This is a genomic window from Streptomonospora sediminis (assembly GCF_054778995.1).
This window is the reverse complement of record NZ_BAAGYZ010000119.1, coordinates 22,248-44,936: the sequence shown is the minus strand read 5'-3', so window position 1 is coordinate 44,936 and position 22,689 is coordinate 22,248. Positions and strand designations below refer to the sequence as shown.

Annotated in this window: 17 protein-coding genes and 1 pseudogene; 12 read left to right on the top strand and 6 right to left on the bottom strand. The window is 72.3% G+C overall.

Annotated features, from left to right (window positions below; all coding sequences use genetic code 11):
- Both ACYVD5_RS23725 and ACYVD5_RS23720 read left to right on the top strand, forming a co-directional pair.
- Window positions 1-98, top strand: a pseudogene (locus ACYVD5_RS23725) (succinate--CoA ligase subunit alpha); the annotation flags it as partial.
- 538 nt (window positions 99-636) lie between these two features.
- On the top strand, window positions 637-2,094 hold the full coding sequence (locus ACYVD5_RS23720; RefSeq protein ID WP_461003346.1) for a cell division protein PerM: 1,458 nt from the start codon (window positions 637-639) through the stop codon (window positions 2,092-2,094).
- Window positions 2,095-2,144: 50 nt separating this feature from the next.
- On the opposite strand, the gene ACYVD5_RS23715 is transcribed toward ACYVD5_RS23720, so the two are convergent.
- Window positions 2,145-2,564 carry a DUF4190 domain-containing protein gene (locus ACYVD5_RS23715; protein WP_461003342.1) on the bottom strand — a complete coding sequence of 140 codons (420 nt, stop codon included), beginning with the start codon at window positions 2,562-2,564 and terminating at the stop codon, window positions 2,145-2,147.
- A gap of 306 nt (window positions 2,565-2,870) precedes the next feature.
- Between ACYVD5_RS23715 and purN the strand changes: the two genes are divergently transcribed.
- The 3 genes from purN to ACYVD5_RS23700 all read left to right on the top strand — a co-directional run bounded on the left by purN (window position 2,871) and on the right by ACYVD5_RS23700 (window position 6,027).
- A complete protein-coding gene (gene purN, locus ACYVD5_RS23710; protein WP_461003345.1) occupies window positions 2,871-3,539 on the top strand; it encodes a phosphoribosylglycinamide formyltransferase in 669 nt (222 codons plus the stop codon).
- A complete protein-coding gene (purH, locus tag ACYVD5_RS23705; protein ID WP_461003341.1) occupies window positions 3,536-5,104 on the top strand; it encodes a bifunctional phosphoribosylaminoimidazolecarboxamide formyltransferase/IMP cyclohydrolase in 1,569 nt (522 codons plus the stop codon). Before purN ends, purH begins: the two co-directional genes overlap by 4 nt.
- Before the next feature lie 71 nt (window positions 5,105-5,175).
- On the top strand, window positions 5,176-6,027 hold the full coding sequence (locus tag ACYVD5_RS23700) for a bifunctional methylenetetrahydrofolate dehydrogenase/methenyltetrahydrofolate cyclohydrolase (RefSeq protein WP_461003340.1): 852 nt from the start codon (window positions 5,176-5,178) through the stop codon (window positions 6,025-6,027).
- 161 nt (window positions 6,028-6,188) lie between these two features.
- On the opposite strand, the gene ACYVD5_RS23695 is transcribed toward ACYVD5_RS23700, so the two are convergent.
- Complete coding sequence (locus ACYVD5_RS23695) at window positions 6,189-6,794, bottom strand: FHA domain-containing protein (protein WP_461003339.1); 606 nt, start codon at window positions 6,792-6,794, stop codon at window positions 6,189-6,191.
- A gap of 482 nt (window positions 6,795-7,276) precedes the next feature.
- Here ACYVD5_RS23695 and ACYVD5_RS23690 point away from each other — a divergent pair, with 482 nt between their 5' ends.
- Window positions 7,277-7,660 (top strand): DUF3017 domain-containing protein, encoded by a 384-nt coding sequence (locus tag ACYVD5_RS23690; protein ID WP_461003338.1) that lies wholly within the window; start codon window positions 7,277-7,279, stop codon window positions 7,658-7,660.
- 275 nt (window positions 7,661-7,935) lie between these two features.
- Window positions 7,936-9,153, top strand: a complete 1,218-nt coding sequence (locus ACYVD5_RS23685; protein WP_461003337.1) for an NADP-dependent isocitrate dehydrogenase — start codon at window positions 7,936-7,938, stop codon at window positions 9,151-9,153.
- 589 nt (window positions 9,154-9,742) lie between these two features.
- On the opposite strand, the gene ACYVD5_RS23680 is transcribed toward ACYVD5_RS23685, so the two are convergent.
- The 4 genes from ACYVD5_RS23680 to galT all read right to left on the bottom strand — a co-directional run bounded on the left by ACYVD5_RS23680 (window position 9,743) and on the right by galT (window position 14,730).
- Window positions 9,743-10,987, bottom strand: coding sequence for an LCP family protein (locus ACYVD5_RS23680; protein WP_461003336.1), 1,245 nt, complete (start codon window positions 10,985-10,987; stop codon window positions 9,743-9,745).
- 271 nt (window positions 10,988-11,258) lie between these two features.
- A complete protein-coding gene (gene galK, locus ACYVD5_RS23675; protein ID WP_461003335.1) occupies window positions 11,259-12,431 on the bottom strand; it encodes a galactokinase in 1,173 nt (390 codons plus the stop codon).
- 164 nt (window positions 12,432-12,595) lie between these two features.
- Window positions 12,596-13,582, bottom strand: a complete 987-nt coding sequence (galE, locus tag ACYVD5_RS23670; RefSeq protein ID WP_461003334.1) for a UDP-glucose 4-epimerase GalE — start codon at window positions 13,580-13,582, stop codon at window positions 12,596-12,598.
- Complete coding sequence (gene galT, locus ACYVD5_RS23665; protein ID WP_461003333.1) at window positions 13,579-14,730, bottom strand: galactose-1-phosphate uridylyltransferase; 1,152 nt, start codon at window positions 14,728-14,730, stop codon at window positions 13,579-13,581. Before galT ends, galE begins: the two co-directional genes overlap by 4 nt.
- Before the next feature lie 920 nt (window positions 14,731-15,650).
- On the opposite strand from galT, the gene ACYVD5_RS23660 reads away from it, so the two are divergent.
- The 5 genes from ACYVD5_RS23660 to ACYVD5_RS23640 all read left to right on the top strand — a co-directional run bounded on the left by ACYVD5_RS23660 (window position 15,651) and on the right by ACYVD5_RS23640 (window position 21,897).
- Complete coding sequence (locus ACYVD5_RS23660) at window positions 15,651-16,847, top strand: YihY/virulence factor BrkB family protein (protein ID WP_461003332.1); 1,197 nt, start codon at window positions 15,651-15,653, stop codon at window positions 16,845-16,847.
- An 822-nt stretch (window positions 16,848-17,669) separates the two neighbouring features.
- Entirely contained in the window at window positions 17,670-18,920 is a 1,251-nt protein-coding gene (locus ACYVD5_RS23655; protein ID WP_461003331.1) for a glutamate--cysteine ligase, read from the top strand.
- Complete coding sequence (locus tag ACYVD5_RS23650; protein ID WP_461003330.1) at window positions 18,907-20,148, top strand: M20 family metallopeptidase; 1,242 nt, start codon at window positions 18,907-18,909, stop codon at window positions 20,146-20,148. The genes ACYVD5_RS23655 and ACYVD5_RS23650 overlap by 14 nt, the downstream gene beginning before the upstream one ends.
- 58 nt (window positions 20,149-20,206) lie before the next feature.
- Window positions 20,207-21,304 carry an adenosine deaminase gene (locus ACYVD5_RS23645; RefSeq protein WP_461003329.1) on the top strand — a complete coding sequence of 366 codons (1,098 nt, stop codon included), beginning with the start codon at window positions 20,207-20,209 and terminating at the stop codon, window positions 21,302-21,304.
- Window positions 21,301-21,897: a PH domain-containing protein gene (locus ACYVD5_RS23640; protein WP_461003328.1), complete on the top strand. Its 597-nt coding sequence runs from the start codon at window positions 21,301-21,303 to the stop codon at window positions 21,895-21,897. The genes ACYVD5_RS23645 and ACYVD5_RS23640 overlap by 4 nt, the downstream gene beginning before the upstream one ends.
- The last annotated feature ends 792 nt before the right edge of the window (window positions 21,898-22,689 follow it).

Below are 22,689 nucleotides of genomic sequence, written 5' to 3'. Positions count from 1 at the left end.
GTACGGCCGCGGCGAAGAAGGAGGCGTTGGAGGCCGCCGGCGTCAAGGTCGGCAAAACCCCCAGCGAGACCGCGCGCCTGGCCCGCGAGCTGTTCTAAAACGGACCGCCGCGCACCGCGCTGCACATTGAATGGGCCGGCCCCGCCACCGGATACACCGGGCGGCGGAGCCGGCCCGTTGCTGTTTCCGGTCCCGCCCGCGGTGGCCGGGGCGGGCGGCGCACCGACCCTGCGGAAATGCCCAAATATCAAGGCGGAGATGGGCATTCCAGCATGATCGAAAACGGAAAACTGGCATAACGGGCGCACACGCGCGTACCCCGGCCGACTGCCGCCCCCGGCGCCGTTAACACACTTCCTCAGCAGGGCTTAGCACATCGCCCCCGCGCCCCGCTGGGCGACACGCCCGGTGCAAAGACAGGCGGATCGGCGCCGGGCTGGCAGCATGGATCGGGTGAGCGCGCCCGCACGTCCTTCCCCGAACCGCGGCGGCGACCGCCCCCGCCGCGGCGCTCCAGGCACGGGCGGTGGCTCCGGGGCCGGATCCGGTGGCGGTTCCGGCGGCGGCCGGGGCGCGCGCGGTTCCGGCGCGGGGCGGGGCCGCTCCGGCCCCGCCACAGGCGACCAGCCGCGCCCCCTGTACACGGCGGGCGGCCTGGCTGCGGCCTGGTCGACCGGCATCGGGCTCGCCGTCCTGATGACCCTCACCGTTGTCGGCTGGGTGGCGGCGCCGCACGGCACCTTCGGCGAGGACATCGGCGACGTACTGCGCGCATCCGTGCAGGCGTGGCTGGTGGGCCACCACATCGGCTTCGGCATCCCGGGCGGCGATGTGGCCATGCTGCCGCTTGGGCTGGTCGTGCTGCCGGGCCTGCTGCTGTACCGGGCGGGCCGCTGGCTGGCGCGCAGCTGCGACCTGCCGCGGCTGCGCCACCTGTTCCGCGCGGCGCTGGCCATCGCCGGGCCCTACGCGGCCATCGCGGGAACCCTGGCGCTGATCGGCCAGACCGAGACCGTGCGCCCCAGCATGGTTCAGGCGCTCGTCGCCGGGTTCAGCCTGGCGTTCGTCGCCGGCGGGGCCGGGGTGCTGGTCCAACTGCTCCGCGACAAAGGCATCGCCAAACGGCGGCTGCTCGAACTGATGCCCGACCGCCCGCGCTCCCTGCTGGTCGGTACGCTCAGCGCCACCGGCACGCTGCTGGCCGCCGGCATGCTGCTGTTCTGCGCAGGACTGGCCGCCGGCTTCGGCGATGCCGCCGCCACTACCGGCGACCTCGCACCGGGTCTGGTCGGCGGCGCGCTACTGCTGCTCGTCCAACTGCTGTACGTGCCCAACGCCATCGTGTTCGGCCTGGCCTACGCGGTGGGCCCGGGCTTCGCGGTCGGCACGGGCACGGTGGTCGCCCCGACAGGTGTGTCGGTGGGCGCGCTGCCGGTGCTGCCCATGCTCGAAGCCCTGCCCGGCAATGGTCCGGCCCCCGTACTGTCGCTGGCGGCGCTGGCGGTGCCGTTCGCAGCAGGCGGGCTGGGCGGTGTGCTGACCCAGCGCAGCGCGCCGGCCGTGGTCAGCGAGTCGGCGCCGTTGTGGGGTTTCGTCTGCGGCGTAACCACCGGCCTGGTGTGCGCCGCGCTATCGGTTGCGGCGGGCGGGCCGCTGGGCGCCGACCGGCTGGCCCAGGTGGGCCCCTCGGCGTGGCAGGTCGGGCTGATCACCGCGCTCGAAGTGGGCGTGGCGGCCGCCATCGCCGCCTGGGTGGCCAACTGGCGCTACTACCGGCGCTACTACTCGCGAACCGCTGCTGCGGCCCCGGCAGCCGCCCCCGATGCGCCCGAACCGGCTGAGCCGCCCGAACCGCGCGAGCCGGATCCGCAACGGCGGCGGAGGGTACGCCTGCCCCGCGTTGCCCGGGTGCCGCGCGTGCCGAAGCCCCGCCTGCCGAAGCTGCGGCGCCGCGCCGACGACGGCGACGACGCCGAGGAGTTCTACGGCATTACCTACGAGGCGGGCGGTTCCGGCGCGGATGCCGACGAGGACCCCGCCGAATCCGGCCCCGAATCCGGCCCCGGCGGTGGGGAGCACGCGCGCGAGCGGTGATCCGGCCGCTTCTGCGCGCCGGCAGCGGCGGCTCCGCCGAATCCGCCGGTTCAGCCCATGCCGCTGATGGGCGGCAGGCTTTCCGCGGGGACTCCGGCGCGTTCGGCGACCGCCTCGCGCAGCGAATCGTCGCACTCCTGCTGGGAGGCGTGTGTCAGCGCCTGCGCCGAACACTGCCCGTAGACCTGGTACTCGTTCCAGAAGACCGCATAGCCCACGATCATCAGTCCGGACAGCGCCACACCGGCCCAGCCCAGCGCCATGCTCATGGTCGCGCCCGGCGCGACCCCGTTGTTCGCCCGGGCCGACCGGCGCGCCCGGCGGCCCTGGAAGATACCGAGTGCGGACAGGACGATGCCGTAGGGCGGCAGGACCAGCCCTGCCGCGGAAAGGAAGAGTCCCCACAGCCCGCCTCGTTCGACGGTGGGCTGCTGCCCGTCGCTACGCGGCTGGGGCTGATCATCGGTCACAGGGGCTCCTCGCGGCTGGGGCCTGGTGGCGGCTGGTGTAAGGCTTCGGGGCGGGGCCTCGGGCGGTGCCGGACGGCGTAGTCAGCGCGCCGGCGCCCGGAGGGTCCCGACGGGGTCCCGTGGAGTAGACGCTACCTGCCGAGATAGGCTTGCAGCGCGGGTGGGGGAGCCGTGCTTGCCCTGAGCGCACTCGCCCGGCGCGTGCGCGCGCCCGTGTCCGCCCGCTCCCGCAGGTCGGCGCGCCCCCGCTCAGCGGGCCCGCAGGCGCGCGTTCCCGCACCGTTTTTCCCTTGAGGAGGAAGCACTCTGTCGGCGCGAGTTGTCGTTCTGATCTCAGGCGCGGGAACCAATATGGCCGCCCTGCTGGAAGCCGCGGCCGAGCCCGGCTACGGTGCCTCCGTGGCGGCGGTGGGAGCCGACCGCGCCGACGCCGGCGGGCTCGTCCTCGCCCAGCAGGCCGGTATCGAGACGTTCACCGTGCCGTTCGCCGACTACAGCGACCGCGGCCGGTGGAACGCAGCGCTCAGCGAGCGGATCGCCGCCTACGCGCCCGACCTCGTCGTCTCCGCCGGGTTCATGCGCATCCTCGGCGCCGAGGTGCTGGACCGCCACACGGTCGTCAACGTGCACCCGGCCCTGCTGCCCGCGTTCCCCGGCGCCCATGCGGTCCGCGACGCGCTGGCCTACGGAGTCAAGATCACCGGCGCCACCGTGCACTTTGTCGACTCCGGTGTCGACACCGGCCCGGTCATCGAGCAGACCGCGGTCCGGGTCGAGCCCGGCGACGACACCGCCGCGCTGCATGCGCGCATCCAGGCCGTCGAACGGCACATGCTCGTCGATGTGGTGGGCCGCCTGGCGCGCGAAGGCTGGAGCATTGCGGGCCGCCAGGTGCGGCTGGGCGCGGCCGAGCACCGGCCCGCCGAACAGCCCCCGTCCCCGTCAACCGAATACGTCGCAGAGGAGAACCGGTGAGCCAGCAGGCCATTCGGCGCGCGTTGATCAGCGTCTACGACAAGACCGGACTGGAGGAGTTGGCCTACGGGCTGGCCGAGGCGGGGGTGGAGATCGTCTCCACCGGTTCCACGGCCGCCAGGCTCGCCGAGGTGGACGTGCCCGTGACCGCGGTCGAGGATGTCACCGGGTTCCCCGAGGTGCTGGACGGGCGGGTCAAGACGCTGCACCCGCGGGTGCACGCCGGCCTGCTGGCCGACCGGGCCGACGCGGGCCACCGCGCCACACTGGAGGAGCTGGGGATCGGCGCCTTCGACCTGCTGGTGTCCAACCTCTACCCGTTCCAGGAGACCGTTGCCGCCGGGGCTTCGCCGGCCGAGTGCATCGAGAAGATCGACATCGGCGGCCCGGCCATGATCCGCGCCGCCGCCAAGAACCACAGTTCGGTGGCCGTCGTCGTCGACCCGGCCCGCTACGACGAGGTCATCGAGGCGGTGCAGGCCGGCGGATACGGCTTGGAGCAGCGCAAGCGCCTGGCCGCGCAGGCGTTCGCACACACCGCGGCCTACGACGCGGCCGTTTCGACCTGGTTCGCCGCGGTCTATGCCCCCGACGAGGTCGCCGCCGAGACCGGCTGGCCCGATTTCTACGCCTCGGTCGGCCACCGCACCACGACGCTGCGCTACGGCGAGAACCCCCACCAGCCGGCTGCGCTGTACCGCGGCGACGGTGCCGCGGGCCCCGGGCTGGCGGGCGCCGAGCAGTTGCACGGCAAGGAGATGTCGTACAACAACTACGTCGACGCCGACTCCGCGCTGCGCGCCGCCTACGACTTCTCCGAGCCGTGCACCGCGGTCATCAAGCACGCCAACCCGTGCGGTATCGCGGTGGGCGCCGACATCGCCGAAGCGCACCGCAAGGCGCACGCCTGCGACCCGCTGTCGGCCTTCGGCGGGGTGATCGCCACGAACCGGCCGGTCAGTGTGGCGCTGGCCGAGCAGGTGGCCGAGATCTTCACCGAGGTGCTGGTGGCGCCCGAGTACGAGGCGGGCGCGGTCGACATCCTCACCCGCAAGAAGAACATCCGACTGCTGGTGGTCACCCCGCCGGACCGTGCCGCCCGTGCCGAGGAGCGCCCGATCAGCGGCGGCACGCTGCTGCAGTCGACCGACCTGGTCGACGCGCCCGGCGACGACCCCGCGGCCTGGCAGCTGATGGCGGGGCAGCCCGCCGGCGAGGCGGTGCTGGCGGACCTGGCGTTCGCCTGGCGGGCGGTGCGCGCGGTCAAGTCCAACGCGATCCTGCTGGCCGCCGACCGCGCGACGGTGGGTGTGGGCATGGGACAGGTCAACCGGGTCGACGCCGCCCACCTCGCGGTCAATCGGGCCGGCGACCGGGTGAGCGGGTCGGTTGCGGCCAGCGACGCGTTCTTCCCCTTCCCCGACGGCCTTGAGGTGCTGGCCGAGGCCGGAGTGCGGGCAGTGGTCCAGCCGGGCGGGTCGGTGCGCGACGAGGCCGTGGTGGCGGCGGCCGAGCAGGCGGGCATCACGATGTACGGCACGGGTACCCGGCACTTCTTCCACTGATCGGGGCGAGTGCTTCGGGCAGTGGCGGTCGGCGGACGCAGCAGAGCCCAGGGAAGGGGCGAAGGACGCAGATGAGCGCAGAGATTCTCGATGGGAAGGCCACGGCCGCGGCGATCCGCGCGGAGCTGGTGGACCGGGTGGCGGCGCTGCGCGCCAAGGGTGCGGCGCCCGGCCTGGGCACGGTCCTGGTCGGTGACGACCCGGGCAGCCAATCCTATGTGGCCGGCAAGCACCGCGACTGCGCCGAGGTGGGCATCGAGAGCATCCGGCGGGACCTGCCCGCCACCGCGACCCAGGCGCAGGTCGAGGGTGTGGTGGCCGATCTCAACGCCGACCCGGCCTGCACCGGCTACATCGTGCAGTTGCCGCTGCCGCGCGGGCTGGACGAGAACCGGGTGCTGGGGCTGATCGACCCGGACCGCGACGCCGACGGCCTCCAGCCGGTCAACCTGGGCAAGCTGGTGCTGATGGAGCAGGCGCCGCTGCCGTGCACTCCGCGCGGCATCGTGGAACTGCTGACCCGTTACGGCGTGCCGCTGAAAGGCGCCGAGGTCGTGGTGGTGGGCCGCGGGGTGACCGTGGGGCGCCCGTTGGGGCTGCTGCTGACCCGCCGCAGCGAGAACGCGACCGTGACGCTGTGCCACACCGGAACCCGCGATCTGGCCGAGCACACGCGCCGGGCCGACATCGTGGTGGCCGGCGCCGGTGTGCCGGGGCTGATCACCAAGGACATGGTCAAGCCGGGAGCGGCGGTGCTGGACGTGGGTGTCACGCGCACCGACGAAGGCCTGCGCGGTGACGTGGCGCTGGACGTGCGCGAGACCGCCGGGTACGTGGCGCCCAACCCCGGTGGTGTGGGCCCGATGACCCGGGCGATGCTGCTGGTCAACGTTGTGGAGGCCGCCGAGCGCCTGGCCGGCTGAGCGGGCGGAGCCGGTCGAGCGGAGGCGGCCTGCCGAGCGGGCCGCGGCAGGCGGATGGGGCCGGCAAGGTCGGGTCGCGCAGCCCGGCCGTGCCGGCCGCGCCGTAGGGCGCAGGCGGATCCACCGGAGCCGGGGCCGGCAGCGGTGCCCGGCCCCCGCGGTCAGCTGGCCTTGCGCTCGCGGTCGAGGACCGGCATCGGGCGCACCAGGCCCAGTGCGACGACCTCGTTCGCCAAGCGGGTGCGGCGGTTGGCGCCTTCGGGGACCCGGAACTTCTGGTACAGGCGGAGAAGGTGCTGCTTGACGGCTGCTTCGGTCACGACCAGGTCCTCGGCGATTTCGCGGGCGGTCGCGGGGGAGACGAAGGCTTCATCGGAGAGAGCGGGGCGGCAGAGCGACGTGAGGACGTCGAGCTCCCTCCGGGTCAGTTCAGGTGCGGTTCCCCTGCGCAGTTCGACGTCGGGGTTGAGTTCCTCCCTGGGCAGGCCGCCGATTTTGCATCGCGCGCTGCCGAAGCTGAGGACGTCGCCTTCTTCGAGAACCCTGCGCGCTATCGGACGGCCGTTGACCCGGGTGCCGTTGCGGGAGAGGCCGAGGTCGACGACGTAGACATAAGGACCGCGGCGCACCAGTTCGGCGTGGAGTTGCGACACGCTGGGGTCGCTGAGGCGGATGTCGGTTCCGTCTCCGCGTCCGACTGTGGTGACCTCGGAACTCAACTGCTGTACGTCCCCGCTCTCTTCGACCCGCATATAGGGCCCGTCCACGGTTTTTCCTCCCAGTGTGGGGCGCGGCCGATGAGGGAGTGCACGGCGGTGCGCGGACGGGTGCCTTGCAGGTTGGCCGTGCAGACCGGTCGTAGCTGGTTGAGAGGGGTTCATAGGGGGTCGTCCTCGCTCACCGTGGCACTCATCTCTCCAGTGGTTACCCGGGCGCTGTTGGTTCTACGCTCTTACTCAGGAGTTAGACAGGTATCTCGGGAGGTTTACGCTCTTTTCCGTATAACGGAGCAAGCAGAATTCGGAACGAGATGGGACCGATTCGGTGGTGCTGTGCGCGCAGGGGTATCGGGTGTCACTAAACTGATGGCGTCCTTGGCCGATGGCGCGGGCGGGCCGATCGGTGCGCGCCGCTCGGCGGATCCCGCATACGGCCCCGGTGTTCCGGGGGCCGATGGCCGGTTCGTGCCGGGTGGCCGGTGAATGCCCGAAGCGCTCTGCAGCCGGAGCGCGCTAGCGTGGGGTTGACGGTGAGCCAGAACACGGTGGAGGAAGCGGTAGCAACCAGCTCTGGCCGGTCCGATGACCCGGAGCCCGGCCCTACTCCAGACGAGCACGAACCCGAACCCGGTGCCGGCGAGGCCGCCCCCGGGTGGCTTTCGCAGGTCCCCTACTTCCTGGTGCTGTCCACCATGTCGGCGGGGATCGTGGTCGTCGCGGCGGCGCACTTCAAGCGCGGTCCGGCGCTGATCGCCGGCGCGCTGATGCTGGCCGCGGTGTTCCGCGTGCTGCTGCCGCCGCACCGGATCGGCATGCTCGCGGTGCGCAGCCGGTGGATCGACATCATCACTTTCAGCACCCTGGCGGTGCTGCTGATCGTGCTCGCATGGGTAGCGCCGCAGCTGTCCCAGTAGGCGTCTAATAAGCTTGATATCGAGATACCGCCAACGTTCGATCGACGGAGCCGCCGCCCGCTGGCGCCCGGTGGAGACGTCCACCCGCCGGACCCGGCCACGGCGCGGCTGAGGCTCTGCGGCGAGCTCATGGGGCGTGTCGCGGACACACCGGCCTCCACGCGGCTGAGCGCGGCCACAGCGCCGCAGTCTCCGCCGCAGTGGGGAGACAGTGCGCCCCGGCACGGCCTGCAGCCACATGACGGCTAGCCGAAACGAAGGGACAGCCACGAGCCATGGCCAAAATCAAGGTTGAGAATCCCGTAGTAGAGCTCGACGGCGATGAGATGACGCGGATTATCTGGTCCTTCATCAAGGAGCGGCTGATCCTGCCCTACCTCGACATCGACCTGAAGTACTACGACCTGGGCATCGAAGAGCGCGACCGCACCGACGACCAGATCACCGTCGATGCCGCCAACGCGATCAAGCAGCACAGCGTCGGCGTCAAGTGCGCCACCATCACGCCCGACGAAGCCCGCGTCGAGGAGTTCGGGCTGAAGAAGATGTGGCGCTCGCCCAACGGCACCATCCGCAACATCCTGGGTGGCGTGGTCTTCCGCGAGCCCATCATCTGCGAGAACGTGCCGCGTCTGGTGCCCGGCTGGACCCAGCCGATCATCATCGGCCGCCACGCCCATGCCGACCAGTACAAGGCCAGCGACTTCAAGGTCCCCGGCCCGGGCACGGTCACCATCACCTACACCCCCGAGGACGGCAGCGAGCCGATGGAGCTCCAGGTCGCCGAGTTCCCCGAGGGGGGCGGTGTGGCGATGGGCATGTACAACTACCGGCGTTCCATCGAGGACTTCGCGCGCGCCAGCCTCAACTACGGCCTGGACCGCGGCTACCCGGTCTACATGTCCACCAAGAACACGATCCTGAAGTCCTACGACGGCATGTTCAAGGACGTGTTCGCCGAGGTCTTCGAGAACGAGTTCAAGGACCGCTTCGAAGCGGCCGGCCTCACCTACGAGCACCGGCTGATCGACGACATGGTCGCCGCCGCCCTGAAGTGGGAGGGCGGCTACGTGTGGGCCTGCAAGAACTACGACGGCGACGTGCAGTCCGACACGGTCGCGCAGGGCTTCGGCTCGCTGGGTCTGATGACCTCGGTGCTGCGTACCGCCGACGGCCGCACGGTCGAGGCCGAGGCCGCCCACGGCACGGTCACCCGGCACTACCGCCAGCACCAGGAGGGCAAGCCCACCTCCACCAACCCCATCGCCTCCATCTTCGCCTGGACCCGCGGGCTGGAGCACCGCGGCAAGCTCGACAACACCCCTGCGGTGGTCGAGTTCGCCAACACTCTTGAGCAGGTCGTCGTCTCGACCGTTGAGGGCGGGCAGATGACCAAGGACCTCGCGCTGCTGGTCGGCGGCGACCAGGGCCACCTCACCACCGAGGGGTTCCTCGCCGCGCTCGACGAGAACCTGCAGAAGCGCCTGGCCTGAGGCCGCGCGCGCCCGGCGCCCTGCGCCGGGCCCGTGTTGCCGCATAGGGCCGCATGGGGCCGCTCCGCGCCGCGCGGGGCGGCCCCATGCCGGCGGTTGCCGCGATTCGGTCCCCGCCGCGGTCCGCGGATGGCAGGATGGCTTGGTGGGGCCGAGTGGACACGCAGCGTAATACACCGCGGTAGTGCGGCGAATACCACTCTCCTGTGGTTCGCGTGTTTCGCGAATATTGCCCTATCTTGGAGATGTCTGCCCGTTGGGTTAACCCGGCGGATAACAGACCACGGAGCTTCCCGGACGACGTGCCGGCCGTGCGCCCGCTGGGGGGTAGGCGCGCGCGGTGCGGAACGTCAAGGAAAGGGCCCGCCGCTGCTTGCGGCGGGCCCTTTCTGCTTTTTCAGGGGCATTGCAGCCGCTCGGGGACTCGGCGGCGCCGGGCGCGTGCGTTAGCCCGCCCGCCATAGCCGCACAGCCGGACCCGAACAGCAGCGAGCCGCGGCGGTTGACCGTCCGCAGACCCGCGCGCACAACGAAGGGGCGGGTCCCGGCGGAACCCACCCCCAAGATCTTCAGCGGTCTGCTGCTGGTTCTAGTCCTGCATGGCGCTCTCGGGGATGGGCTTGCCCTGCTGCATCGCGTCGAACATCTCGGCCGAGCGCGCCTCGTCCCACAGCACCACCGAACCCGCGCCGGGGAGCGTGGGCGTGGAGCCGACCGGGACCGCGGAGGTGGCCGGGTCCTCGCGCATCGCCAGTGCCATGCCGCCGAGGTCGGTCAGGTGGTCGCCGTCGTCCACGACGAAGGTCTTGGTGCCCTCGGTGACCAGCGGCACCGACCGGAACGGGTTCAGCAGGGTGCCCGGAGAGGTGGTCTTTTCGACCAGGGCGCTGAAGAACTCCCGCTGGCGCTGGATACGGTCGAGGTCGGCGCGGGCGGTGGCACGCGTGCGCACGTAGCCCAGCGCGGTCTTGCCGTCCATCTGCTGGCAGCCGGCCTCGATGTCCAGGTCGGCCTTCGGGTCTTTCATGGCCTCTTCGGGGCACATCTCGATGCCGCCGACCGAGTCGACGATGTCGACGAACCCGGAGAACCCGACCTCGACGTAGTGGTCGATGCGCACGCCGCTGGACTGCTCGAAGGTCTGCACCAGCCGCTGGGGGCCGCCGCCCAGGTCCTCGGCGAAAGCCGCGTTGATCTTGCTCTGGCCGACGCCGGGGATCTCGACGTAGGAGTCGCGGGGGACGCTGATGATGGTGGGTTTGCCGGTCTCGGGCACGTACAGCACCATGATCGTGTCGGTGCGCTTGCCTGCGGCGTCGCCGGTGCCCAACTCCTGCATCTGCTCTTCGGTGAGGCCGTCGCGGCTGTCGGAGCCCACGATCATGTAGGTGTCGCCGGGCTGGTCCTCCGGCTTGCCCTCGTATTCGAGCGCTTGGTCGCGTTCCAGGCGGGAGTCGGCCCAGAAGTAGAAGGCGGTCGGCAGCACCAGCAGCGCCACCAGCGCCAGCACCAGGATGGTGCGGCGGCGTTTGCGGCGCTGTTCGCGGCGGCGCCGCGCGCTGCCCGACCCGTCGTAGCCGCGCCCGCCGGGTCCGGAGCCGCCGCGCCCGCCTGAGCCTGCGGAGGACGACGGGGACCGGCGCGGTGCCGGCTCGTCCTCCACGGGCGGCAACCGCCGCGTGGGACCCGCGGATGAGCGCTCCTCGGCGCCGCGCGGGCGGTAGAGCTTCTCGATCTCGTCGGCCCCGCCTTTGGCAGGGCGGCGGAACACCCCGGTCCGGTCGGCGTCACCGCTGCCCGACCCGCGTCCTCGCCCGTTCGGCCCGTCAGCCATGGATCTGCTCGCCCATCTGTGAAATCACCACATGTGAGGTTCGGCTTGTCCCTTTGTCCCTCTATGCCATAGGACTCGGCACAGCCTAGCCAGGTTCGGACGCAATCCGTCCCGAGCCGTTCACAAGGGTGCTCCGGCGCCCCATCGCAACCTCCGGGCAGCCGGTGCCCCGGCGGGCGGCTGTGCGACCCGTCACAGGCGGCCGCCGCATACGCCGCCGCACGCACCGTTGCCGGTTGCGCGCGGCGGTACCGGTGCCCCCTTGCGCTGCTCAGCGCACCCGGCGGGCGCCGCTTTCGGCCAGCGCCACCCGCAGCGCAGGGGCGGTGAAACCGTGCTCGGCAAAGGCGTCGGTGACGGCCTGTTCGACGGTGGGCAGGCGGGCTTCGGGGACCAGGGCGATGGCGCTGCCGCCGAAACCGCCGCCGGTCATCCGCGCGCCGCGGGCACCGGCGGCCACCGCGGTTTCCACGGCCAGGTCGAGTTCCGGGGTGGAGATCTGGAACTGGTCGCGCATGGACAGGTGCGAGGCGGTGAACAGCGCACCGATGTCGGCCAGTGCGCCCGCTCGCAGCAGGCCCACCGCGGCGTTGACCCGGTGGATCTCGGTGACGACGTGGCGCACCCGGTCGACCAGGAGGGGCTCGTCCAGCTTGGCCAAGCTCGCCTCAAGGTCCTCCACGTCGCGCAGCGCGTCGACGCCGAGCACGCGCGCCGCGCGCGTGCACTCCTCGAAGCGGGCCGCGTAGCCGCCGGTGGTGTCGCTGTGCGAGTGCTCGACCCGGGTGTCGATGATCAGTAACCGCATCCCCGCGTCCTCCAGCGGGAAGGGCACGTTGCTCGCGGCGCCGCTGCGGCAGTCCAGGTAGAGCGCGTGGCCTTCGGCGCACCGCAGCGAGGCGCTCTGGTCCAGGATGCCGGTAGGGGCGCCCACGTAGGCGTTCTCGGCGCGGCGCGCGATCGCGGCCATGGCGGGCCGGTCCGCGGCCAGCCCGGACAGGCCGTGGGCCTCGGCCAGCGCCAGCAGCACGGCGCACTCCACGGCGGCCGAGGAGGACAGGGCGGCGCCGACCGGCAGGTCGGAGTCGAGCAGGATCCGCGCGCCGGCGCCGGCCGGCAGGTGTCCGGCCTCGCGCGCCGCCCAGAAGACGCCGGCGACGTAGCCCGCCCACCCCCCGACGGGGTCGGCGTCGGTGAGGTCGGCGGTGCTGAAGCGGACGGGTTCGCCGGGGCGCTGTTCGCTGCGGACCTCGGCGACGCCGTCGTCGGTGGGTACCAGAGCCAGCGAGACCCCCCAGGGCAGCGCCATCGGCAACACCAGGCCGTCGTTGTAGTCGGTGTGCTCGCCCATCAGGTTCACGCGGCCGGGCGCGTGCCAGACGCCGGCCGGGTCGCGGCCGTAGGCGGCGGCGAAGGCGGCGGTGATCTCGTCGGTGTCGACCACGTGTCCGGTCTCCTCGTCTGCCGGGTCCCACCCGGCTCCTGGTTTTCGGTGGGGCGGCCGCGCCCGGTCCGGGCGCGGCCGTGCGCCGGAGCGGCGCGCGAAGGCGGGCCAACAGGCTCGGCCGCCCTCGCCGGCTGCGGGGGTGTGCGCCTTGGGGGCCGGGCTCAGCCCGCGGCTGCGCCGGTGCCGGCGGCCTGGTGTCCGGTGTGGAACTCCCAGGCGTCGGCGACGATGCGGCGCAGTTCGGGGCGGCGCGGGACCCAGCCGAGTTCGCGCTGGGCGCGTTCGCTGGAGGCCACCAGGGTCGCGGGGTCGCCGGGGCGGCGTTCGGCGGCGGCGGCCGGAATGGGGTGGCCGGTGACCTCGCGGCAGACGTCGATGACCTGGCGCACCGAGAACCCGGTGCCGTTGCCCAGGTTGAAGATGCGGTGCCGGCCGGGGCGGCAGCCGTCCAGGGCGAGCAGGTGGGCCTCGGCGAGGTCGGCGACGTGGATGTAGTCGCGCACGCAGGTGCCGTCGGCGGTGGGGTAGTCCTCGCCGTAGACAGCGACGGACTCGCGCAGCCCCAGGGCCACCTGCAGCACGATGGGGATCAGGTGGGTTTCGGGGTCGTGCCGTTCGCCCAGGCCGTCGTAGGCGCCGGCCACGTTGAAGTAGCGCAGGCTGGCCGCGCCGATGCCGTGCAGCCGGGCGTACTCGGTGAGCGCGGTGTCGATGGCGGCCTTGGTGGCGCCGTAGGGGTTGCCGGGGCGCACCGGGGCGTCCTCGGGGATCGGGGAGGACTCGGGCTCGCCGTAGACGGCGGCGGTGGAGGAGAAGACGATGCGGCCGGTGCCGTGGGCGCGCATGGCGTCGAGCAGTGCCAGCGTGCAGCCGACGTTGCCGTCCCAGTAGCGTTCCGGGTGGGCCACGGATTCGGGCACCACCGAGCGGGCGGCGAAGTGCAGGACGGCCTCGATGGCGTGGTCGCCCAGGACCTCGGCGGCGCGTTCGCGGATGCCGCCCTCGACGAACCGGCAGCCCCGGGGTACGGCACCGCTGTGGCCGGTGGAGAGGTCGTCGAGGACGGTTACCTCGTGGCCGGCTTCGAGAAGTTGGGCGGCGACGACGCTGCCGATGTAACCGGCGCCCCCCGTGACCAGGACTCTCAACGCTGCTCCTTGTGCTCTGTCGGATGCGCCGCGGCGGCGGAGGGCAGGGCGGCGCGGATGCGGTCGGCGGCGTCCTCGGGGGCCACGTCGTTGATCCACGCGGCCATACCCGATTCCGACCCCGCGAGATACTTCAGTTTCCCAGGGGCGCGGCGCAGCGTGAACAACTGCAGGTGCAGCCCGAACTCGGGGTCGGGGGTGCCGTCGGCCTCGACGGGCGCCTGGTGCCAGGCCGCGATGTAGGGCGTGGGCGGGTCGGTGCCGTGGTCGGGGGCGGGGAAGAGGCCGTCGAACGCGCGCACCAGGTCGAGGTAGATGCGGGCGAGTTCGTCGCGTTCGGCACCGTCCAGGTCGGCCAGGGTGGCCACGCGCCGCAGCGGGAACAGGCGGATTTCGTAGGGCCAGCGGGCCGCTGCGGGCACGAACGCGGTCCAGTGCTCGCCTTCGGTGACCACGCGCGTGCCTGCCCGGCGCTCGTCGGCGACCACGTCGTCGAAGAGGTTGCGGCCGGTGGCGGCGCGGTGTTTGCGGGCGGATTCGCACATGGCCGCGATGCGCGGCGGCACGAAGGGATAGGCGTAGATCTGCCCGTGGGGGTGCTGGAGGGTCACCCCGATTTCGATGCCGCGGTTCTCGAACGGGTAGACGTGGGCGACGTCGGGCCGGGCGCCCAGTGCCGCGGTGCGGTCGGCCCAGGCCTCGACGACGGTGCGCGCGCGTTCGGGCGAGAGGTCGCCGAAGGACGCGGAATGGTCGGAGGTGAAGCACACGACCTCGCAGCGTCCGGCGCCGGGGCGGGTGTGCAGCGCGGGGTCGCCGTCGGCGGAGCCGGGTGCGGGCGCGCCGGGTGCCGGGGCCAGCGAGGGGAAGCGGTTCTCGAAGACCACGACGTCGTAGTCGGCCGCCGGGATCTCGCTCAGCCGTTCGCCCTCGGTGGGGTCGAGCGGGCACTGGTCGGGCGGGGGAAGGAAGGTGCGGTTCTGCCGGTGGGCCGCCAGCGCCACCCATTCGTTGAGTAGCGGGTCGTAGCGCAGCTGGGATCCGGCCGCGAACGGCGGCAGCGGCCTGCGGTCCTCGGTCGCGGATCGTCCTGTATCGGGGGATTCGTCGAAGTAGATGATCTCCCGTCCGTCAGCGAGTCTGCCCACCGATCGAAAAACCTGTCGAGTTCGCACAAGATCAGTCTAGGGCATGGCCATATCGATGCAATTAGACCAGTCGTGAATGTTTTTGATCGATGCCCGGCTGCTGGGGCAAGGGGGGCGGTCGCTGAGCGCCGCCGCCGTCTCTGCCCGCGCCCGCCCGCGCCCGCCGCGCGCACCCGGCGGCCGGCCCGGGTGGCAGCGGGGTTAGGCCCTGATCGATCGGGACTGCCGGCATGCCGGTGCCCTGTGTAGCAGCGCGGCCCCCGGGTGGACCGATCACCCCTGAAGGAGCCGACCCGCACGGGGGCACTGATGGCGGCCCGGCCATGGCGGCCGGTGCGTCCGGGGGCCAGGGCGGACACGGGTCCGCTCGGCGGCCTTGCCCGCGGCCGGCAACAGGTGGCCTGGAGCGGAAAAGCAACGGCAACGCCCGCGGGCGGCCCGGGCGCGCGCGGTCACCGGTCCCACACCGCAGGCGGCCGGGGCGCGCGGCCACCGGCCCTGCGGAAATGCCCGGAATTCAACGCCGGGACCGGCATTTCCGCAGGGTCATCAACGGGAAACCGACATAACGGGCGCCCTGACGCCCTGCAATCCGACACACCGGACACGTGCGCGACCACCCGGGCCGCCCGCCGCCCTCGGTGCCGCTTTCCGTGCAGGCCGCCCGCCGCTCGGCAGGTCACAAGGCCGCACAGTGGACCCGGGCCGCCCCTTCCAGGCATGAGGAGCCGCCCGCCCACCCTGCCCGGGTCGGCCGCCGTCCTCGGTGCCGCCAACACACACTGTCCTAAACAGGGCTTAGTGGACAAGGAGGGCGCACGTGCGACACGCCCGACCCGGCCGGGCCCGGCGGCGCGGCGGGACGGTGGGATGGATGGGACGGTATCGGTGCAGGCCTACGGGAAAGGGGTGCGGTGCCGATGGCCGCGATGACGGTGCTCAAGGATCGGGTGCGGCACTACCGCAACCTCGCCGTTGACACCTACTGGAGCGTGCGGCGCCGGCGCCCGGCGGTCGACCACGTCGTACGCGCCTACGAGCGCTACACCGCCACCCAGGGCGACCGGCTCGCCGCCTCGGTCACCTACTTCGCGTTCCTGTCCTTCTTCCCGCTGCTGGCGCTGGCCTTTGCCGCAGTGGGCTACGCCGCCGCCGTCGAACCGGCCGCCCGCGACTACCTCGACCGGGCCATCGCGGAGTCGCTGCCCGGGCTGGCCCAAGGGCTGCCGGTCGCCGAGATCGCCGAAGCGCGCACCGGTGCGGGCATCCTCGGACTGCTCGGCCTGGTTTACGCGGGCGTGGGTGCGCTCAGCGCGGTGCGCGAGGCGCTGCACCGCGTGTGGCTGAAGGACCCCGGAAAGGGCCCCAACTTCGTCGTCGCCAAGCTGATCGACGTCGCGGTCATGGCGGTACTGGCCGTGTGCCTGCTCGGGTCGGTCGCCCTGACCGGTGTGGCCCAGACGGCCACGAGCCGGCTGCTGGGCTTCTCCGGGCTGGAGGGCTCGGCCGGTGCGGTGGCCACCACCCGGCTGCTCGGCCCGGCGATCGCCGTGGCGGTCGACACCGTCATCTTCCTGGTGCTGTTCTCGCGCCTATCGGGCACCCGCCGCCCGCTGCGCCTGCTGTGGCGCGGCGCCCTGCTGGCCGCGATCGGCTTCGAGATCCTCAAGGCGGCTGCGGCACTGCTGATCAGCAGCACGCTGAGCAACCCCGTCTACGCCTCGTTCGCGGTGATCGTCGGGCTGCTGGTGTGGATCAACCTGGTCATGCGGATGGTGCTCTTCTGCGCGGCCTGGACCGCCACGTGGCTGCCGGTACCGCCGCCCTACCAGGGGGCCGTGCCCACGGGGCTGCCGATCGGGCTGTCCGACGACGAACCCGCGCGCGAGGCGGTGCGCCAGGACCTGGGCACCTTGGCCGCCGTGCTGCCGGCCCGCCCCACCGAGCGGTTGATGCGGCGCTCCCGCCGGCTGGACCGGCGCCGCCGGGTGCTCGCGGCGCTGCGCCGCCTGGCCGTGCCCGCGGCGCTGGCCGGAGCGGCGGCCGGCGCACTGGCCTGGCGCCGCTCGGTCCGGCGCCGCCGCAGCCCTGCGGACGGTCGTGCCCGCCGCGGCTGAGCGGTCCGCGACCGCCGGGGCAACCCGCCCGACGCGCACGATCCATCGCGCCGGACCGCCAATAGGGGCGATAGCGACATCTTGCGGTGCCGCGGCGGTCTTCGACAACGGTTCGGAAACCGAACCTGCTGCTCAGGTCACGTATCGGTTACTTCGCGCTGGTGTCGGCTCGGGTTGTGTAGCGTGATCATGAAGCGCGGAGGACGGCTGCACCGACCTGCGCCGCTGCCGAATCGTCGCGGCGCTCGGCCGGTTCCTTCGCGGCGGCTCGGAACCGGTGGGCCTGGACACCGGCGACATCGACTCTGCCGGCACCGCGCCCGATCGGGCCGGACCGCCCCGCCGCCGGGGCGCCCGTTCTCCCGAGCACAGTCCCATCATCCGCTGAGCGCCGCCCATAGCCGGCGCACCGCCACAACCGCCCGACGCAGCCTGGAACGGAATCCGCATGACACGACCTAACAGAACGGGTAGTGGCAACTACTCGCCCAGGCCATGCCTGGTGGGTCGCTGTCCTACTGCGCGGCCGTCTCGGGTAGGGATTCTCACTCTCGCGGCGTTCTCGTTGATCGAAAGGGGGCCCGCCCTTACTCCCTCCTCGGCCGTGCGAGAGCGGCACGGGCCCCCGCTCGGCGAAAATGGCGAAGCCCGCCGAGTAGGGGCGGCCCTACCGCAGCGCCCCGCGCCGCAACGGCGCTTCGCGCATCGGGCGCGGGGCACACACGAGTGCGCCGCTCGCTACGGACGGACCCACCAGACACGGCCTAGGGTTCGGTCCGTGTCGGTGTGCGAACCGGCCGGACGACAGGGCGGAGGTTGACCGTGGCCATCGAATTCAACGACTCCCAGCGAGCCACCCTCGGCGTGGAGTGGGAGCTGCAACTCGTCGACGAGCACACGCGCCACCTGCGCCAGGAGGCACCGCAGGTCCTCGCCGAGCTGCCCGATCTGAGCGAGACCCCGGCCAGCCCGCTGCGCCACGAGCTGATGCAGTGCCAGGTCGAGGTCGTCACCGGCGTCTGCGAAACCGTCGAGGAGGCCAGGTCGGATCTGGCCGGCAGCCTCGGCCGCCTGGGCCCGGTGCTGCAGTCGCGCGATACCGCGCTCATCTGCGCCGGCACCCACCCCCTTGACGACTGGCGCGACCAGGCACTCTCCCCGGTCCAGCGCTATGGCGAGCTCATCGACGAGATGCAGTGGCTGGCACGCCGGATACTGACCTTCGGGGTGCACGTGCACGTCGGTGTGCGCTCGCGCGAGAAGGCCATCCCGATCGTCAACGCGCTGGCCAGGTACCTGCCGCACTTCCTCGCGCTGACCGCCTCCAGCCCGTTCTGGAGCGGCCACGACACCGGGCTCGCCTCCAGCCGTTCGATCATCTTCGGTGCGCTGCCCACCGCCGGGCCGCCGCCCCGGCTTGAGCACTGGGCCGCTTTCGAGGAATATATGGAAACCCTGCTCCGGGCCGGGACCATATCGAGTATCAAGGAAGTCTGGTGGGACGTCCGCCCCCATCCTGATTTCGGCACCATCGAAATCCGGATGTTCGACGGCATACCCACACTGCGCGAGGTCGGCATGGCCGCCGCGCTGTCCCAGAGCCTGGTCCGGCTGTTCGATCAGCAACTCGACCGCGGCTACGGGCTACCCAGTCCGCCCTCATGGGTGGTCAACGACAACAAATGGCGGGCCACCCGCTACGGCCTGGACGCCCGGGTCATCACCGACGCCCAGGGCCGCACCGTGCCGCTGCGCGATGACCTCTACGAGCTGCTCCGCGAACTGGAGCCCGTCGCCGCGCGGCTCGGCTGCGCCGATGACCTCGGCGTCGCCTGGGAGATCCTGGACAAGGGCGCGTCCTACGAGCGCCAACGTGCCGTCGTCGCCGACGGCGGCACCCTGGACGACGTCGTGGACTCGCTGGTGGCGGAGTTCCGCGCCGACGGACCGCCGGCGGCACCCTCCCTCGCGGACTCTCCGGAACCGGCCACCGGTCCCCAGGCGGCCCACGGCGGCACCGGCACCGACCATGCGACGAAGAAGAACAGGGGGCCATCCCATGCAGGGGCGTGACCTGCGGGAGCAACTGAACGCTTTTCTGGCTCGCCATGAGCGCGAGTTCACGGAGTTCCGGCGCGATCTGCACATGCATCCCGAACTCGCCTTCGCCGAGCACCGCACCACACAGCGGATCGTCGAACGGCTGCGCGGTATGGGCCTGGCGCCCGAGCCGCTTCCGCACACCACCGGCCTCGTCTGCGATATCGGGGCCGGCGACGGCCCCACCATCGCGCTGCGCGCCGACATCGACGCGCTGCCCCTCACCGATGAGAAGGATGTGCCCTACCGCTCGACCGTTCCCGGCGCCGCGCATTCCTGCGGCCACGACGTCCACACCACCGTGCTGCTGGCGACCGGGATGTTCCTGGCCCAGCAGGCCCGTGCGGGCGCGCTGCCGGGCCGGGTGCGGCTGCTGTTCCAGCCCGCAGAGGAGCTGCCGGGCGGGGCGCGCGAGGTTGTCGACGCCGGCGGTATCGACGGGGTCGACCGCATCTTCGCGCTGCACTGCGACCCGCGGCTGCTCGCCGGCCAGGTCGGGCTGCGCACCGGCCCGATCACGGCCGCCTGCGACCAGGTGCTGGTGCGGCTCTCCGGAGCCGGCGGCCACACCGCGCGGCCGCACCTGACCGCCGACCTCGTCTACGCACTGGGCAAGGTCGTCACCGAACTGCCCGCCGCGCTGTCGCGGCGCGTCGACCCGCGCGCCGGGTTCAGCCTGGTCTGGGGCCGGGTCAGCGCAGGTTCGGCACCCAACGCCATCCCCGACGACGGCGTGGCCGAGGGGACCGTGCGCTGCATGGACGACGACGCCTGGCATGCGGCGCCCGACCTCATCCGCGAGCTGGTCGACTCGGTGGTGGCCGGCTACGGCGCCCATGCCGAAGTCGACTACCGCCGCGGCGTGCCGCCGACGATCAACGAGGCCACCAGCGTGCGGATGTTCCAGGACGCCTGCAACCGGGCGCTGGGACCCGAGGCGGTGGCCGATACCCCGCAGAGCCTGGGCGGCGAGGACTTCGCCTGGTACCTGGAGCACGTCCCGGGCGCGCTGGCCCGGCTGGGCACCCACCCGCCGCAGTCCAGCGCGCCGATGCTGGACCTGCACCGCGGCAGTTTCGACGTCGACGAGCGGGCCATCGGAGTGGGCACTCAGCTCATGGCGGCCACCGCACTGACCGCGCTGTGGGAGTTCTCCCGTTCGTCGGGCGGCGACCAGGTCCAGGACGCCGCGCTGGCCTGATCCGCCGCTGCGGCGGGTGGGGGCCGCACCGGGCCGCCGGGGTGGCATGCTGAGAAGCATGATCCACCCGTTGACCCTGGACGAGATCCGGCGCGCCCCCAAGGTGTTGCTGCACGACCACCTCGACGGCGGGCTGCGTCCGCAGACCATAGTCGAGCTGGCCGAGGACACCGGCTACACCGGGCTGCCCGCACGCGACCCCGCCGAGCTGGCGACGTGGTTCCGCGACTCCTCCGATTCCGGGGCGCTGGAGCGCTACCTGGAGACCTTCTCCCACACCGTCGGGGTGCTGCAGACCCGCGAGGCGCTGGAGCGAGTCGCGGCCGAGTGCGCTGAGGACCTGGCCGCCGACGGCGTCGTCTACGCCGAGGTCCGCTACGCGCCCGAGCTGCACCTGGAACAGGGCTTGTCCCTGGACGAGGTAGTCGAGGCGGTGCTGGAGGGATTCCGCGTCGGCCGGCAGCGCGCCGCCGAGCAGGGGCGGCCGATCATCGTGGGCACCCTGCTGACGGCCATGCGCCACGCCGCCCGCTCGCGCGAGATCGCCGAACTGGCGGTGCGCTACCGCGACGCCGGCGTGGCGGGCTTCGACATCGCCGGCGCCGAAGCCGGGCACCCGCCGACCCGCCACCTGGACGCCTTCGAGTACATGCGCCGGGAGAACGCGCACTTCACCATCCACGCCGGCGAGGCGTTCGGCCTGCCGTCGATCTGGGAGGCGCTGCAGTGGTGCGGTGCCGACCGGCTGGGCCACGGCGTGCGCATCGTCGACGACATCGAGTACGCCGAGGGCGGCAAGATCCGGATGGGGCGCCTGGCCCGCTACGTCCGCGACCAGCGGGTCCCGCTGGAGATGTGCCCCAGCTCCAATGTGCAGACGGGTGCGGCGACGTCCATCGCCGAACACCCGATCGGGCTGCTGCGGGAGCTGCGGTTCCGGGTGACCGTTAACACCGACAACCGGCTGCAGAGCGGAACCAGCCTCTCCGAGGAGTTCGCCAAGCTCTCTTCGGCGTTCGGCTACGACTGGGACGACCTGCAGTGGTTCACGGTCAACGCGATGAAGTCGGCCTTTCTGCCCTTTGACGAGCGGCTCGCCCTGATCAACGGGCAGATCAAGCCCGGCTTCGCGCAGCTGAAGTGGGCGACCCGATGAAGCCGCTGGTCTCGCCGATGTCCCGGGTGCTGGGCTGGGGCTGGGTCGCGGTCGTCGCCCTGCTGCTGGTCGACCTCGTGCTAAACGGCGACGGCGCCTCCAGCATGTTCGCTGGGGCGGTGCTGCTGTTCACCGTCGGCGGAGCCTATGTGCTGTGGCTGCGCCCGCGCGTGGTGCCCACCGACGAGGGGGTGCGGCTGGTCAATCCGCTGCGCGAGACCTTCGTGCCCTGGTCGGTGTTCACCTGGGCCGATGTCACCGACGTGCTGCGCGTGCACGCCGGCGACCGGGTGTACCGCTCCTGGCCGCTGCGCGAGACCAAGCGCGCCAAGGTGCGCGAGAACCTGCGCCGGGCGGGTGATGGGCCGGTGCCCGCGTTGGACGAGGGCACCGATCCGCGTTCGCTGCGCCCGGTCGACTTCGCGGCCCGGCAGCTGCGCGAGGAGGCCGAGCGCCGCAAGGCCCAGCCGCAGCACGGCTCGGGCGACGGCGCCACCGTGCAGCGCGAGCCCGCCACCGTATGGGCGCCCGATGCCGCGGCGGCGCTGGGCATCCCGGTCTTCCTGCTGGTCATGCTCTTCTTCGTGGTCTGAACGGCGCGGTCCGGCCCGTCCGGTGCGACCGCCCGGCCCGATCGGCCGCCGCGGGCACGGGCGGACGGGCCGCTGCCCACTGCCGCCGCCCACCGCGGCGCGGTCGCCGTCGGCGCCGGCCGACCCTTCGCTCCGCGGGCACTGTGCTCCCGCGGTCCCCGGTAGCCCGCCGCCTGCGCGGCGCGTTCTCTGCCGGCACACACCGCGTCGCGGTCACCGCAGTTCTTATGCGGCCGATTGAGGGCTTTGTCGGGTTCGTTGTGTACGGCCGGTCGCTCCGGTGGCGCGTTCTGCTGTGCGGGGGGTTGACCGCGCATGCGATTCCTGGTTAGGTAAGGCATGCCTAATGGCGCTGCAGGGCGGCCGGAAGAACGCGGTCCGTCCGCCCGCGGCCGGGTTGGGCGGCATGGGTCAACTGAATAGAGGCGCGCCGCCGGCACGGATCGCCACCCGTGTCCGTGCGGGACCACCCGGTCGCGGGGACCGGGCGCCCGCACCTCGGCGGCGCGATGCACCACTGGAAAACGCGGCCGGGCTCGCCACGGGATCTGCGGGGATCCCGCCCAGCGCCGCATCACCGGTGTTCGGGTGCCGGCGCCACCCTTCCGGGCCTTCCGGGGCTCGGCAGGCTGCTCGCCACGCGGGCGCCGGCGCCCGGCATCGGCAGCGGAACCCGTGTTCCACCGGAAAAAGTGCGCACCCGGCGGCTCTGCGCGGAAGCCGCCGGGTGCGCACATCCGGTCCGATGAACCTGAAAACCCGGGAACCCCGGAACCTGTGAGCGTGTTGCGG

Bases quoted from the DNA above. Each gene is read 5' to 3' on its own strand.
- ACYVD5_RS23700 (WP_461003340.1), top strand. From the start codon at position 5,176: ATGAGCGCAGAGATTCTCGATGGGAAGGCCACGGCCGCGGCGATCCGC.
- ACYVD5_RS23685 (WP_461003337.1), top strand. From the start codon at position 7,936: ATGGCCAAAATCAAGGTTGAGAATCCCGTAGTAGAGCTCGACGGCGAT.
- ACYVD5_RS23680 (WP_461003336.1), bottom strand. From the start codon at position 10,987: ATGGCTGACGGGCCGAACGGGCGAGGACGCGGGTCGGGCAGCGGTGAC.
- ACYVD5_RS23660 (WP_461003332.1), top strand. From the start codon at position 15,651: ATGGCCGCGATGACGGTGCTCAAGGATCGGGTGCGGCACTACCGCAAC.
- ACYVD5_RS23650 (WP_461003330.1), top strand. From the start codon at position 18,907: ATGCAGGGGCGTGACCTGCGGGAGCAACTGAACGCTTTTCTGGCTCGC.
- ACYVD5_RS23645 (WP_461003329.1), top strand. From the start codon at position 20,207: ATGATCCACCCGTTGACCCTGGACGAGATCCGGCGCGCCCCCAAGGTG.
- ACYVD5_RS23640 (WP_461003328.1), top strand. From the start codon at position 21,301: ATGAAGCCGCTGGTCTCGCCGATGTCCCGGGTGCTGGGCTGGGGCTGG.